The following is a 14,080-nucleotide window of genomic DNA, read 5'->3' as shown; positions in this document are numbered from 1 at the left end:
GGCAGGGACGCCCCTACTCCTCTCGGAAGGTGGCCACCACCGCGTGGTGATCGGAGGCCTCCCCCACATCCACCACCTCGGCTTGGATGAGCCGCTCCGCCATCCGGGGCGAGGCGAGGACGTAGTCGGTGCGGTAGTCGATCACCACGCCGTTGTTCTGCCGCCGCGCCGTCACCCACTGGGCCGGGGCCTGCCGGTAGTAGAGCGTGTCCACCCAGCCAAAGGACTCCAGCGTGTCCAGCACGGAGAAGCGTGGCGGGTGGCCGTATTTGTCCGTCCCCGCCTCCCGCACACGCTCCGCGAAGTCCGCGGGATAGGGATCCTTCCGTGACAGGGAGTTCAGATCCCCCGCCAGCAGGTACAAGCCCTCCCGGAAGGTGACGGGATCGAGGAGATCGCACAGGTAGCGAGCCTCGACGAGCCGGGCGTCCTCGTTGTGCGCGTCGTAGTGGGTGCCGAACAGCGTCACGGGCGCTCCCGCGTCGAACTGGCACTGGACCAGGCAGTGGCCGATCTGGCGCGGATCGTTGTGGATCCGCACCGCTTGGAGGGGACGGCGGCTGGCGAGCGCCACGTGGTAGCGCTTGCCGCTTCCGCGTGGACGCGAGGTGCCCAGGTGGATGTGCGAGGCATCGGCCGGCAGGCCCAGGGCCGCGGCGACCTGGTGCAGCCGGTCGCCTGTCTCCCACCAGAGGCACTCCTGCAGCACCAGCACGTCCGGCCGCACCTGGGACAGCAGCGCGAGGATGGCGTCGAACCGGTCCTGGCCTCCGAAGAGCACGTTGAACGTCATCACCTTCACCGTCACGGCAGCCTCCTCGCCTGGACGCGCTGGCCCGTGGTGAAGAACACGCCTCGGGAGAGGTGGTGCACCGTGCGGTGCTCGTCCCGGGTGAAGCGCCAGTCGCCCTCGACGAAGACCTCGTCATCCGCCCAGGCGGCCACAACCTCGGCGACGAAGAGATCATAACGCTGCTGGGGGCCGGGCTCGGAGAGGACACGGCACTCGAGCCACCCCACGCACCCCTCGACGAGCGGAGCGCTCACGACCGAGCCTGGAGTCGTCTGGAGCCCGTACGTGGCGAACTTGTCCACGTCCCGGCCGGAGCACTCCCCCACGGTATAGGTGGCGTCGAGCAGCGCCAGGGTGGGCAGACTCACCGTGAACTCGCCCGAGGCGTCGATGAGCTCGCGGGTGAAGGTGCCCTCGGCGACGACGGCGGCGATCTTCGGAGGGTTGAAGTCCAGCGCCATCACCCAGGCGGCGGCCATCACGTTGGTGCGCCCGCCCGCCGAGGCGGTGATGAGGGTAGTGGGGCCGTGGTTGAGGAGCCGGACGCTGCGGCGCAGCTCGACGGGAACGCGCATGGCGCCTGCTTACCGCCATTGGCGGGGTGCGTGCACGCACTCCCCGAAATCAGGTACACCCATTCCATGAGCAACGACGTGCAGCTGGTGACGCGCGGCCCCATCGGCCTGGTGACGCTGGATCGCCAGAAGGCCCTCAACGCCCTCAGCCTGGACATGATCCGCGCCATCCGCCCCCAGCTGGAGGCCTGGGCCCGAGCCCCCGAGGTGAAGGCCGTCCTCATCCGCGGCGCGGGCGGAAAGGCCTTCTGCGCGGGGGGCGACGTGCGCGCCGTGGCGCAGGCGATGAGCAAGCCCCTGCCCGAGGGTGAGGAGCCCCTGGCTCGCACCTACTTCCGCGAGGAGTACGCCCTCGACCACCGCATCCACCACTACGAGAAGCCCTTCATCGCGCTCGTGGATGGCATCAGCATGGGCGGAGGGCTGGGGCTCTCCATCCACGGCTCGCACCGCGTCGTCACCGAGCGGCTCACCTTCTCCATGCCGGAGACGGCCATCGGCCTCTTCCCGGATGTGGGCGGAGGCTGGTTCCTCCCGCGCTTCCCCGGCCAGGTGGGCACCTATATGGCCCTCACGGGCGCGCGAGGCACGGCCGCGGACGCCATGTGGGTCGGCTACGGGACGCACCATGTGGAGCACTCGCGGCTCGACGAGCTGGTGCAGGCGCTGGCGGCGGTGGACTGGAGCACCGGCGCGCCGCGCGAGGTGGCCACCCGCGTCCTCTCCTCCTTCTCCACGGACGCGGGACCCGCGCCGCTGCGGGCCCAACAGGAGGCCATCGATCGCTGCTTCGCGGCGGACCGGATGGAGGACATCCTCTCCGCCCTGGCCGCCGAGGGTACCGCGTGGGCCGAGGAGACCCGGGCCACCCTGGCGCGCATGTCTCCCACCAGCCTGAAGGTGACGCTGCGCCAGCTGCGGCGGTGCCGCTCCCTTCCTTATACGGAGGTCGCCGCGCTCGAGTACCGGCTCAGCCAGTCCGTCACCGCGCACCCGGACTTCCGCGAGGGCATCCGGGCGGTGCTCGTGGACAAGGACCAGCGCCCCCGCTGGAACCCCGCCACCCTGGCCGGGCTCCGCGACGAGGACGTGGAGGCGTTCTTCGCTCCCCTCCCCTTCGGCGAGTGGAGCCCCTGAAGCGCCTCACCTCGCCGCGACTTCGCGGCCCCACTGGTGGAGGGCGAGCTCGATCTCCACGATGCCCGAGTGGGTGTAGCGCTGCTTGAACTCGGTGAAGAGCCCGTCCACCGCCTCGGAGAAGCGCTCCGGGTTGCCGCGATAGTCCGTGTAGCGGGGCAGCGTGGTGGCGAAGGTGAACGCCCTCACCGTCTCCAGGAAGGCCTCGTGGAAGGTGAGCCCCCTCGGGTTCCGGTCCGTCTCCTCCAGGATCGCGAGCAGCGCGGAGTAGGACCGGAGCTCTCGCCCCACCGCCTCCGTGCCCTCGGCATCGGCGAGCCGCGAGCGCAGCTTCGGCATCCACTCCAGGGTGAGGTGGCTGTAGAGCCGGGTCGCCCAGTAGAGCTTGCGCGTCAGCGCCCAGTCCCGGAGCCCCTCGAGCTTCGACAGGAGCGCATCGAACCTCACGGTGCGCTCGGAGTCACGCGCCGCCTCCTGCTGCGCGCGCAGGTGCACCTGGAGCCGATCGAAGGCGGCGTAGAGCTCCTGGGAGCGATCGACGGCGCGCTGATCCTCGAGGTAGCTGTTGAGCACGGGCCACTTCTTCTTCCAGTGCAGCGCATGAAGGGCTCGGGCGTGGCGCCGGAAGACGTCGCTGCTCGCGCAGAGCTCCTCGAGCTGCTTGCGCGCCGTCGCCCCATCCAGCAGCTTCGCCGAGGGCTGCCGGGCCCCAGAGAGGACCGCCGTCAGGTAGGGCACCTGCAGTTCCTGGTAGAACGCCGCGTTCTCCAGCGGCTGATCCTGGGCAATCCGGCGCACCTCGGGCTGCAGCTCCCCCGAGGCCGTGGGAGTGAAGGTGGCTCGCAGCTCCGGATCCATGTAGCTGATGAGGATCTTGTAGAAGTCCTCCACCGCCGAGGCGGCGACCACATCGCGCGATCCACCGCTCGCGTCCTGAACCAAGGCATTCATGCCAAGCAGCGCTGGGATGTCCAAGCTGGCCCCCTCCTGAGGACTCGTGACAGGGGAAGGCCAGCAAGGCATGTACCAGACCGGCTTCCCAGGAGCGCTCGTGAGGAGCGCTCGGGGGGCCAAGCTGCGTGTCCCCCCCCACCCCGGCAAGCCACCCGCGCAAGGATTGCGTCCGAGTGCGCATTCCTTGCATTCATGTGCAAACACTTGCACGGCGGCCGGGCGCGGGCCGCGTTCTCTTCTCTACTCCCACTCGATGGTGGCGGGAGGCTTCGAGGAGATGTCGTAGACCACGCGGTTGATGCCGCGCACCTCGTTGGTGATGCGCGTGGAGATGCGCTCCAGCACCGGGAAGGGCAGCCGCGCCCAGTCCGCCGTCATCCCGTCCACACTCGTGACGGCGCGCAGCACGCACGTGGACTCATAGGTGCGCTCGTCTCCCATCACCCCCACGCTCTGCACCGGCAGCAGCACCGCGAAGGCCTGCCACAGCTCCGTGTAGAGCCCCGCCTGGCGGATCTCCTCCTGGACGATGGCATCCGCGCGGCGCACCAGCTCCAGCCGAGCATCCGTCACCTCGCCCAGCACGCGGATGGCCAGCCCTGGCCCCGGGAACGGCTGCCGGCTCACCATCTCGTCCGGCAGGCCCAGCTCGCGGCCCAGCACGCGCACCTCGTCCTTGAAGAGCTCGCGCAACGGCTCCACCAGCTTGAGCTTCATCTGCTCCGGCAGGCCGCCCACGTTGTGGTGGCTCTTGATGGTGACGGACGGGCCCTTGTACGAGACGGACTCGATCACGTCCGGGTAGAGCGTGCCCTGCGCCAGGAACTCGGCGTCGTGCACCTCGCGCGCCGCCTCCTCGAACACCGCGATGAACTCGCGGCCGATGATCTTCCGCTTCTTCTCCGGGTCCGTGACACCGGCCAGCTTCTCCAGGAAGCGCGCCCGGGCATCCACCGTCTTCAGCGGCACGTGGAAGCGATCCACGAAGAGCGCCTCCACCTGCGCGCGCTCGCCCTGCCGCAGCAGCCCGTTGTCCACGAAGATGCACTGCAGCCGCGGCCCGATCGCCCGGTGCAGCAGCAGCGCCGCCACCGAGCTGTCCACCCCGCCCGACAGGCCGCAGATGACGCGCCCGTGCTCGCCCACCTGCTGGCGGATGGCCGCCTCGGCCTCCTGGATGAAGCCCTTCATCGTCCACGAGCCGCTCACCTTGCAGTCGCCGAACATGAAGGCCCGCAACATCTGCTTGCCCGCCGGGGTGTGCACCACCTCCGGGTGGAACTGCAGCCCGTACACCGGCTTGGAGGTGTGCGCCGCCGCCGCGAAGGGCGAGTTGCCGCTGCGCCCGATGGCCTCGAACCCCGGCGGCAGCGCGTCCACGCGATCGCCGTGGCTCATCCACACCTTCACCCGATCGCCCGGGTTGAACTCCAGCAGCGGTCCTCGCGCGGCCAGCACCTCCACCTCCGCCGGGCCGTACTCGCGATGGGCCGACCGGTCCACACGGCCTCCCAGCAGCTTGGCCAGCAGTTGCAGGCCATAGCAGATGCCGAGCACTGGCACGCCCGCCTGGAAGACGTAGGGATCGCACCGGGGCGAGCCCTCCGCCTCCACCGAGGCCGGACCGCCCGAGAGGACAATGCCGCGCGGAGCGAAGCGGCGGATGTGTTCCTCGGACAGGTCGGGTCGGTGGATCTCGCAGTACACACCCAGCTCGCGCACGCGTCGGGCGATGAGCTGCGTGTACTGGCTGCCGAAGTCGAGGATCAGGATCTTCTCAGCATGGATATCCACGAGGTTCTCCCCGGGCGTCGTTGACGGAGGCCGGCCCATACCGCTACAAACTTTGGAAGATCAACCGTTAAAACCCCACCTGTTCGTTCCGCCCCTGTCGAGGTCCTGATGCATCGCCTGTCCGCCGCCGCCACTGTTTTCTTCCTGTCCGTCACCGGTTGTGCGGCACGGGAAATCACCTCGGATGAACGGCTCGACCGCGAGACCACCAGCGTCGCGGTGAAGGACACTCCGAACGCGGGCGAGCTGGGCAAGCTCACCTGCGACAACACCGCCGAGGAGCTCAACAAGGCGCGCAACGTCAACCGTCCCGAGACGGACCGGCTCCAGGACTACATCAACCTGTACGAGACGCTGCGCCAGCGCACGCAGACCTTCGAGGAGGCCATGACGCGCAACCCGGACCTGCAGTACCGGGAGGGCGCCGACGCCATCGTCAGCGCCAAGGAGGCCTGCATCCAGCAGACCGCCGATGTGCGCGTGGAGTTCGAGACCTACATGCGCGAGCTGGTGAGCGTACCCACCGTGCAGGAGATCAAGGGCGGCAACACCGTCACCATCGCCCGCCTGGACTTCAACACCCTGCGGCAGGCCATCGAGACGCTGGCTCCGGACGACAAGGACGCGTTGCTCAGCCGCGTGGCCACCGCGGAGAAGAAGGTGGCGGACGTCGGCGCTCCGGCCGAGGACTCCGGCACCGGCGGCGGCAAGCGCCGCGGCAAGTAGCACCTCTGGGAAGTCGGGGAGCGCTCCGCCGACTTCTCCCCCGGCGCCCTACTCCACCCGGTAGTTGGGCGCCTCCTCGGTGATGATGACGTCGTGCACGTGGCTCTCCTTGAGCCCCGCCGAGGTGATGCGCACGAACTGGGCCTTGGTCCTCAGCTCCTCGATGGTGCGGCAGCCCACGTAGCCCATGCCGCTGCGGATGCCGCCCAGCATCTGGTGGATGTTCATCGCCAGGGTGCCCTTGTACGGCACGCGGCCCTCGATGCCTTCGGGCACCAGCTTCACCGCGTCCACGTCCGCCTGGAAGTAGCGGTCCTTGGCGCCCTGCTTCATCGCTCCCAGCGAGCCCATGCCCCGGTAGCTCTTGTAGCTGCGGCCCTGGTACAGGATGACGTCGCCCGGCGCCTCCTCGGTGCCCGCGAAGAGCGAGCCGATCATCACCGAGCTGGCCCCTGCGGCGATCGCCTTCACGATGTCGCCCGAGTACTTGATGCCGCCATCCGAGATGATGGGGATGTCGTGCTTGGCGGCCTCGCGGGCGCAGTCATCCACGGCGGTGACCTGCGGCACGCCCACGCCGGCCACCACGCGCGTGGTGCAGATGGAGCCCGGCCCGATGCCCACCTTCACCGCGTCCACCCCGGCCTCGATCAGCGCGCGGGTGCCCTCGGCGGTGGCCACGTTGCCGGCGATCAGCTCGAAGCCCTTGAAGTTCTTGCGCGTGTCGCGCACCCCGTCGAGCACGCCTCGGGAGTGGCCGTGCGCCGTGTCCACGACGATCACGTCCACGCCGGCCTTCACCAGCGCGTCGATGCGGGCCTCGCGGTCCGCGGAGACACCCACGGCGGCGGCGCACAGCAGGCGCCCCTTGGCGTCCTTGGCCGCGTTGGGGTGCGTGCGCCGCTTCTCGATGTCCTTGATGGTGATGAGCCCCTTGAGCTCGAACTCCTCGTTGACGATGAGGAGCTTCTCGATGCGGTGCTGGTGCAGCAGCTGCTGGGCCTCGGCCTGGTGGATGCCCTCGCGCCCGGTGACCAGCTTGCGCGTCATCACCTGCTCCACCTTCTGGGACAGGTTCGTCTCGAAGCGTACGTCCCGGCTGGTGACGATGCCCACCAGCCGCTTGCCCTTCACCACGGGGATGCCGGACACGCCGTGCTGGCGCATCAGCTCGATGGCGCGAGCCAGCGGCGCCTCGGGCTCGGTGGTGACGGGGTCCACCACCATGCCGCTCTCGAACTTCTTCACCTTGAGCACCTCGAGCGCCTGCTGCTCGGGGGTCATGTTCTTGTGGATGACGCCGATACCGCCTTCCTGCGCCATCGCGATGGCCGTGCGGGCCTCGGTGACGGTGTCCATGGCCGCCGACAAGAGCGGCATGTTCAGGCGCAGGTTGCGGGTCAGCCGCGTGGACAGCTCGACATCCCGGGGGATGACGGCGCTCTCGGCGGGCTGCAGCAGGACGTCATCGAAGGTGAGCGCGAGCCGGATTTCGGGGTTCAGCATGAGGGCTCCCGGAGCGCCGCGGGGCATCATCGCCCGGCGGGGCCGCTTCCATACGCGCCTGGACGCGGGCTCGCAACGGTCCAGAGCGCCCTTCTGTCGGCTGTTTTGATGCCCGTTCCCCGTGGGTTCAGGCGATACTCTCCCCTACCCCTCACGTTCGGGATGAGGCTTTGACGGAATCCAATCAGGGACCGATCGGGCTGGCGGTCAAGCTGCCCTTCGCCACCCCGGAAGAGTTCCTCGCGAAGTACGGCGCCAACATCACTCGGGGCGGCATCTACCTGCGCTCCAGGACGGTGAAGCCGCCGGGTACGCCTGTCACCCTGGATCTCAAGCTCTCCACCGGAGCGCGCATCATCTATGCGTCCGCGGTGGTGCACTTCGTCACCGGGCAGCAGGGCCACGGTGTCTCCGGCATGGGGTTGCGCTTCCTCACCCTGGATCCGGAGACCAAGCGCTTCCTCGAGACGGCTGTCGCTCCCCTGCCTCATGGGCAGGCGCTGACGCCGCCCGTGCCCCTGGGTGTCGGAGAGGCTGACTACACCATCCCTCCTACGCCTACAATCGCGCAGCCGGCGGCTCCTCCGGCTCCTGCCCCCGGGCAGCCCGAGGCGCCAGTCTCGGCGGCGCCTCCCCCTGCCCCGCCCGCGACGCCTGCTCCAACGCCTCCCCTGCGGCTCAGCCCGGCGACTCCTGTCCCGGTGGCGGCCTCCGCCGCGAGGCCCGCGGCTCCCATCCCGACGGCACCTGTCCCCGCGCAACCTGCGCCCCCGGAGCCGGTGGCTGCTGCCCCGGCGCAGCCCGCGCCTCAGGCTCCAGTGGCTGCTGCCTCGGAGGCAGAGGTCGCGGAAGAGGCCATCCTGGACGCGGAGGAGCTCGCTCCCGAGCCCCCGGAGCCTCCCGCCCCCGCTCCGCCCGAGCCTCCGGCGTCGGCAGCTCAGCCGCCCGAGCCGCCCGAGCCCCCAGCCCCGCCTCCTGCTCCTCCCGAGGCTCCCGCCCCGGCTGCTCCCCCGCCTCCGGCTCCGCCAGCCCCGCCGGCCTCGCAGCGCCCCAGCGGCAGCTTCGCTCCGGTTGTCACGGCCAATGCCTCCACGGTCCCCAACGCGCCTCCCTTCGAGCCTCCCAAGGAGGAGCCGAAGCGCGAAGGGCCGATCATCGGCATCGATCTGGGTACGACGAACTCGTGCGCCGGCTACGTGCGCCACGGCAAGCCCGAGGTGCTGCGCAGCCGCGAGGGCCACAACACCGTGCCCTCCATCCTGGCGCTCAACACGCGCGGGAAGATGATCATCGGGCACCCGGCCAAGGGGCAGATGCTCACCAACCCCCGGCAGACGGTGTACGGGGCCAAGCGGCTGGTGGGCCGCGCGTACGACTCGCCCATCGTCCAGCACATCAAGGATCGCTTCCACTACGAGGTCGCCGAGGGAGAGAACGGCGAGGCGGCGGTGAAGCTGGGCAACCGCGTCTTCTCGCTGCAGCAGATCTCCGCGCTGATCCTGCGCGAGGTGCGCGAGGTGGCGCAGAACCACATCGGGCACGCGGTGTCGCGGGCGGTGATCACCGTGCCCGCGTACTACAACGACAACCAGCGCCAGGCGGTGCGCGAGGCCGGGCGGCTGGCCGGGCTCCACGTGGAGCGCATCCTCAACGAGCCCACCGCGGCGGCGCTCGCGTACGGCTACGGGCGCAAGCTCACCCAGCGCATCCTCGTCTACGATCTGGGCGGCGGCACCTTCGACGCGTCCGTGCTGGAGCTGCACGACACCGTCTACGAGGTGATCTCCACCGGCGGCGACACCTTCCTGGGCGGCATCGACTTCGACAACGCCATCGTCGAGTACCTGCTGGAGGAGTTCCAGAAGCAGACGGGCAAGGTGTTCCAGGGCGACCGGGTGGCGATGCAGCGCATCCACGACGCGGCCGAGCGGGCCAAGTGCGCGCTGTCGGAGCGCTCGGACATCCGCATCCACGTGGCGTTCGTGACGATGATCGACAACACGCCGTACGACATCGACGTCACGCTCACGCGCAAGAAGCTCATCGAGCTGACCGAGTCGCTGGTGGATCGCACCCTGGAGGTCTGCGACGAGGTGCTCAAGGCCAAGGGCCTGACGCCGCAGGACATCCAGGAGGTGGTGCTGGTGGGAGGCCAGAGCCGCTTCCCGCTGGTGCACGAGAAGATCACGAAGTTCTTCGGCAAGCCGCCCACCAAGAACGTGCACCCGGACGAGGCGGTGGCGCTGGGCGCGGCGCTGCTGGCGCACAGCCTGGGGCAGAAGGAGGGTGTCACCCTCATCGACGTGCTGCCGATGGCCATCGGCGTGGGGCTGCCGGGTGGACGCTTCAAGGCGGTGATGGAGCGGAACTCGGCGCTGCCGGCGTCCAAGTCGTACACGCTGTCCACCAGCCGCGATCAACAGGCGGAGCTCGAGCTGAGCATCTTCCAGGGAGACTCGGATCGCACGCTGGAGAACGAGTTCCTGGGCACGCTGAAGCTCACGGGCCTGCCCAAGCGCCCCCGCGGCGAGGTGAAGGTGACGATCACCTTCGAGGTGAACAGCGAGTCGCTGCTGACGGTGACGGCGAAGGAGAACTCCACGGGGCGCGAGGTCTCCAGCTCCTTCAACACCCGCGACACGCCCGAGGCCGTGAAGGCGCGGATGCAGGAGCACTCCGCGGCCAACCCTCCGCCCGCGGCGGCGGGCTCGGCGCGGGGTGGGCCCGCGGCGGCCATGGCCGCTCCCCCGCCCGAGAAGAAGGCGGGAGTGGTGGGCTGGCTCAAGGGCCTGTTCGGGCGACGCTGAGCACGGGGCGTGGGGCGCGCAGGTGATGCGCCCCGGGGCCTACTGCTCGGAGGTGCGGGAGGCGACGACCTGGTTCTCCCCGGCGTCCAGGAACGGCGCGCGGGCCCCGGCCGAGCCGCCCTCCTGGGGAATGACGGGAACCACCGCGGCCTGCTGCAGGGCCTGCGCCGCCGCCGCTCGAGCGGCCGCCGTCTTCCGGCGGTGCCACACGAACCAGATGGCGCCGATGACGGCCAGGGCAATGAGCACCGCGGTCTGGCTCCGCTTGAGCTGGCCGATCAGGTAGTCCAGCTCGCTGCCGAAGTGGAAGCCCAGGAAGACGAACACCGGCGCGGACAGCAGCGCGGCCAGGCCGTCCCAGAAGATGAAGCGCCAGTAGGACATGCCCACCGAGCCCGCGGTGAAGTACGTCACCGCGCGCACGCCCGGCATGAAGCGGGCGATCATGACGATCTTCTGCCCGTGCTTCTGGAACAGGCCCTCGACCTTGGCGCGCTTCTCGGGGGTGATGATGCGGGCGAAGAAGCCGCCGGGTTTGCGCCCCACGTTCTTCCCCAGCTTGCGGCCGAAGTAGAAGATGAGGCTGTCTCCCGCGAGGATGCCCGCGAAGCCGACCACCATCATCACCGGCAGGCTGGCGGCGCCCTTGTGCGCCAGGAAGCCGCCGAGGATGAGCGAGATGTCCTCGGGAAGCGGAACACCGAGCCCACAGGCCAGCAGGATCAAGAAGACCGTTGCGTAGGCAAAGATGCCCTGGGTGTCGCTCAGCAGATGGGTGAGTAAATCTTCCACGCTTCGTCCTTGGCTCTCGTTCACTTCCGGAGGGGACGGCCGGTACCTACCCGAGCCAGCCCCTCCAGCGCCCACGCATCAACCGGGCGCGCGTCTCCAAAACTCCCCGCCAACGCCTTCAGCCCGAAGTACCCCTGCCGGCCGGCCGCTTCGTAGGCCGAGTCCGGGGCCTCCAGGGCAGCGAGCGCCAGCGCACGGCTGAGCAGCGCCACCGCGTACTCCCCCACCGTCGCCTCCCGAGCCCCCAGGCCCTGCGCCTCCTTCAAGAGCGCTGGCCCGGCCGTCCACCGAGCCTGGGCCTGCTCGCCCACCCGGGCGGGGAGCATCAGTCGGGCGTACTCCCACATCAGGAGTTCCAACTCAGGGGCCTTACCTGGACCTACCACCACCACCACACCCTTCCCGGTGCGAAAACCGCGCACCCACCCTTCCTCGGCGAGCAGATTAACCACAACCCGGACGCCCGGCCCGCTTTCCGGCAGCCGCAGCAGACGCGAGGCACGTTGGAGCGGCGCGTCCAGAACGGCAAGGTAGGAACGCATGACCGATCGGTAGTCGTCGAAGGTCTCCGTCCTGAGGACAGGCAGTGGCCACCGCTCCTCGACGAGATCGAGCAGGGTCTCGAGCCCCTCCAGCTCCCGGAACTCGGCGGGGATGTCCGTCTCGTCCTCGATGCGGACGGTGAGGGCCAGGTAGCGCTCCAGGGGCAGCGGATGGGCGTCGAAGAACGCCTGGGCGCGCTGGAGCACGGCGGGGTCGGCGCTGGCCAGGGCCTCGCGGACGCGCACGCGGGCCGGGGGATAGCGGTAGGCGGGAACGGGGTGCTCGCGCCGCAGCGGGCCCGCGTCGTAGCCGGCGCGGTTGAGCAGGCAGAAGAGCGCGAAGACGCGGGCGTCGGCTCGAACTTCGACGCCAGCGGGCGTGTAGACGCTGGCGAACCAGTCGGTCTCGGCGCGCGCCAGGGGGGCCCCGAGGGCCAGCAGCACCGCTATCACCGGAGCGCACGCACGCATGAGCGGCGAGCAGGCTACCACGCGCCACTCAGGCGGCAGGCGCCTTTCCGACGAGCGTGCGGAGCATCTCTCGGTTGTCGCGGGCCTTCTGGCCGAAGTACGTGACGATGCCCATCAGCAGCTTCACGCAGGCCTGGGGCTTCTGGATGAGGAGCTTCTGGAAGTCCGCGTGGCGGATCTCCAGCGCGGACACGTCGTTCATGGCCGTGGCGGTGCACAGCCGCTCGCCGATCTGCACGAGGGCCAGCTCACCCAGCGGCTCTCCGGAGCCCACATCCCCGAGAGAGATCTCCTCGCCCGCCTGGTTCTTCGCGCTGAGACGCACGGTGCCCTCGCCGACGATGAGCAGCGACTCGCCCTTCTTGCCCTCGGCGAAGAGCTGGGTGCCCTTGGGGAAGGCGCGCGGGACGGCGATGCTGGCGAAGATCGCGATGCCAGTGTCGGTGAACCCCTTGAAGATGGGGCACGCCTTCAGCACTGTCTCGGGCACGATGGCCATGGGAGTGCTCCTACCACGTCCTACCGCCTCGCGTCAGTTTTGGAACGGCCCCCCGGCGGCGAAACCGCCCCCCTTACGACACCACGAGAGGAAACCGGTCAGGTTGGACCCCCGCCAGGGCCTCGGCCGGAGGGGGGACGACGGTAGGAGCCATCACCACCCGGGTCTGCTTGCCCATGAGCTGGTTGGGGGTGGCGCGCTCGATGAGGACCCTCACCAGGGCGCCGGCGGGGGCATCCCCGTCGAAGTTGACGGTGCGGTTCTCGGGGGTGCGACCGAAGCGCTTGGCGGCGTCGTACTTGGAGTGTCCCTCCACGAGCACCTCCACCTCGAGGCCCACCTGGGTGGCGGCGATCTCGCCGCAGATCTTCCGCTGGAGCTTCTGCAGGCGCTCCAGGCGGGCGATCTTCACCTCGTGGGGCACCGGGCCCCAGTCCTTCTCGCGCAGGGCGGCGCCCGTCTTGGGCCGAGGGCTGTAGATGAAGGAGAACTGGTTCTCGTAGCGGACCTTCTCGGTGAGCTGCAGGGTCAGCTCGAACTCCTCGTCCGTCTCGCCGGGGAAGCCGACGATGATGTCGGTGGTGACGGCGATGCCGGGCCGGGCCGCGCGCAGCTTCTCGAGTCGCTCCAGGTACTGCTCCACGGTGTAGTCGCGGCGCATCATCTTGAGGATGCGGTCGGCGCCGCTCTGCACGGGCAGGTGGAAGTGGGGAGCGATCTTCGGCTGGGTGCGGAAGGCTTCGATCAGCTCGTCGGAGAGATCGTGCGGGTGGCTGGTGGTGAAGCGCACGCGCTCGATACCGGGCACCTCGGCGGTGCGCAGCAGGAGCTGGGCGAAGCTGATGCCGCCCTTGTACGAGTTGACGTTCTGGCCGATGAGGGTGACTTCGCGCAGGCCGACGCTGGCCAGCTCCGCCACCTCGGTGAGCACGTCCGGGAAGGCGCGGCTGACCTCGCGGCCGCGGGTGTGGGGCACCACGCAGAAGGAGCAGACGTTGTCGCAGCCCTTCATGACGGTGACGAACTCGGTCACCTTGCCGCGTGAGGTCTCGGCGCTGGCGCGGGGGAAGACGTACTCCTCGGAGTCGACGAAGGCGGTCTCGACGACGCGCTCGCGCTCCTGCTCCACGCGGGAGATGATCTCCGGCAGCTTGCCGATGTTGTCGGGGCCGAAGACGAAGTCCACGTAGGGGACCTTCTTGATGAGGCGGTCCTTCTCCTGCTGGGCCACGCAGCCGCCCACGCCGATGAGGGCGCCGCGGCTGACCTTGACGGGCCGGTAGCGCCCCAGGGCCGACAGCATCTTGTCCTCGGCCTTCTCGCGGATGGCGCAGGTGTTGAGGATGATGAGGTCGGCATCATCCGGCGTCGGCGTCGGCGTGTACGAGAGCTTCGCCAGCACCTCGCTCATGCGGAGCGAGTCGTTGACGTTCATCTGGCAGCCGAAGGTGTGGATGAAGTAGCGCTTCATGAACTTTTCCCGT

Annotated in this window: 12 protein-coding genes; 3 read left to right on the top strand and 9 right to left on the bottom strand. The window is 69.3% G+C overall.

The window, feature by feature from the left end; all coding sequences use genetic code 11:
- Positions 1-13: 13 nt before the first annotated feature.
- Together KY572_RS44285 and KY572_RS44280 are read right to left on the bottom strand one after the other, a co-directional pair.
- Entirely contained in the window at positions 14-808 is a 795-nt protein-coding gene (locus KY572_RS44285; RefSeq protein ID WP_224249830.1) for an endonuclease/exonuclease/phosphatase family protein, read from the bottom strand.
- Complete coding sequence (locus KY572_RS44280; protein ID WP_224249829.1) at positions 805-1,368, bottom strand: flavin reductase family protein; 564 nt, start codon at positions 1,366-1,368, stop codon at positions 805-807. The genes KY572_RS44285 and KY572_RS44280 overlap by 4 nt, the downstream gene beginning before the upstream one ends.
- 66 nt (positions 1,369-1,434) lie before the next feature.
- On the opposite strand from KY572_RS44280, the gene KY572_RS44275 reads away from it, so the two are divergent.
- Complete coding sequence (locus tag KY572_RS44275) at positions 1,435-2,505, top strand: enoyl-CoA hydratase/isomerase family protein (protein ID WP_224249828.1); 1,071 nt, start codon at positions 1,435-1,437, stop codon at positions 2,503-2,505.
- A gap of 6 nt (positions 2,506-2,511) precedes the next feature.
- Here KY572_RS44275 and KY572_RS44270 read toward each other — a convergent pair whose 3' ends face one another.
- The gene (locus KY572_RS44270; protein ID WP_224249827.1) at positions 2,512-3,456 is read right to left on the bottom strand and encodes a hypothetical protein; all 945 of its coding nucleotides are present in this window, start codon (positions 3,454-3,456) and stop codon (positions 2,512-2,514) included.
- Between the two features lie 243 nt (positions 3,457-3,699).
- Positions 3,700-5,253 carry a glutamine-hydrolyzing GMP synthase gene (gene guaA / locus KY572_RS44265; RefSeq protein WP_317987982.1) on the bottom strand — a complete coding sequence of 518 codons (1,554 nt, stop codon included), beginning with the start codon at positions 5,251-5,253 and terminating at the stop codon, positions 3,700-3,702.
- Positions 5,254-5,361: 108 nt separating this feature from the next.
- Between guaA and KY572_RS44260 the strand changes: the two genes are divergently transcribed.
- A complete protein-coding gene (locus KY572_RS44260) occupies positions 5,362-5,979 on the top strand; it encodes a hypothetical protein (RefSeq protein WP_224249825.1) in 618 nt (205 codons plus the stop codon).
- 48 nt (positions 5,980-6,027) lie between these two features.
- On the opposite strand, the gene guaB is transcribed toward KY572_RS44260, so the two are convergent.
- Positions 6,028-7,485, bottom strand: a complete 1,458-nt coding sequence (guaB, locus tag KY572_RS44255) for an IMP dehydrogenase (RefSeq protein WP_224249824.1) — start codon at positions 7,483-7,485, stop codon at positions 6,028-6,030.
- Positions 7,486-7,655: 170 nt separating this feature from the next.
- Between guaB and KY572_RS44250 the strand changes: the two genes are divergently transcribed.
- Positions 7,656-10,292: a TIGR02266 family protein gene (locus KY572_RS44250; protein ID WP_224249823.1), complete on the top strand. Its 2,637-nt coding sequence runs from the start codon at positions 7,656-7,658 to the stop codon at positions 10,290-10,292.
- Between the two features lie 39 nt (positions 10,293-10,331).
- Here the strand turns inward: KY572_RS44250 and KY572_RS44245 are convergent, their stop codons facing one another.
- The 4 genes from KY572_RS44245 to miaB form a co-directional block, all read right to left on the bottom strand.
- Entirely contained in the window at positions 10,332-11,084 is a 753-nt protein-coding gene (locus KY572_RS44245; protein ID WP_224249822.1) for a DedA family protein, read from the bottom strand.
- Between the two features lie 20 nt (positions 11,085-11,104).
- Positions 11,105-12,097 (bottom strand): hypothetical protein, encoded by a 993-nt coding sequence (locus tag KY572_RS44240; RefSeq protein ID WP_224249821.1) that lies wholly within the window; start codon positions 12,095-12,097, stop codon positions 11,105-11,107.
- A 28-nt stretch (positions 12,098-12,125) separates the two neighbouring features.
- Positions 12,126-12,596, bottom strand: coding sequence for a Crp/Fnr family transcriptional regulator (locus KY572_RS44235; protein ID WP_224249820.1), 471 nt, complete (start codon positions 12,594-12,596; stop codon positions 12,126-12,128).
- Positions 12,597-12,669: 73 nt separating this feature from the next.
- On the bottom strand, positions 12,670-14,067 hold the full coding sequence (gene miaB, locus KY572_RS44230) for a tRNA (N6-isopentenyl adenosine(37)-C2)-methylthiotransferase MiaB (protein ID WP_224249819.1): 1,398 nt from the start codon (positions 14,065-14,067) through the stop codon (positions 12,670-12,672).
- Positions 14,068-14,080 lie beyond the last annotated feature (13 nt).

This window comes from Hyalangium gracile (assembly GCF_020103725.1).
Taxonomy (GTDB): domain Bacteria; phylum Myxococcota; class Myxococcia; order Myxococcales; family Myxococcaceae; genus Hyalangium; species Hyalangium gracile.
The sequence above is the reverse complement of the archived record's forward strand: the minus strand, read 5'-3'. Positions and strand labels throughout refer to the sequence as shown.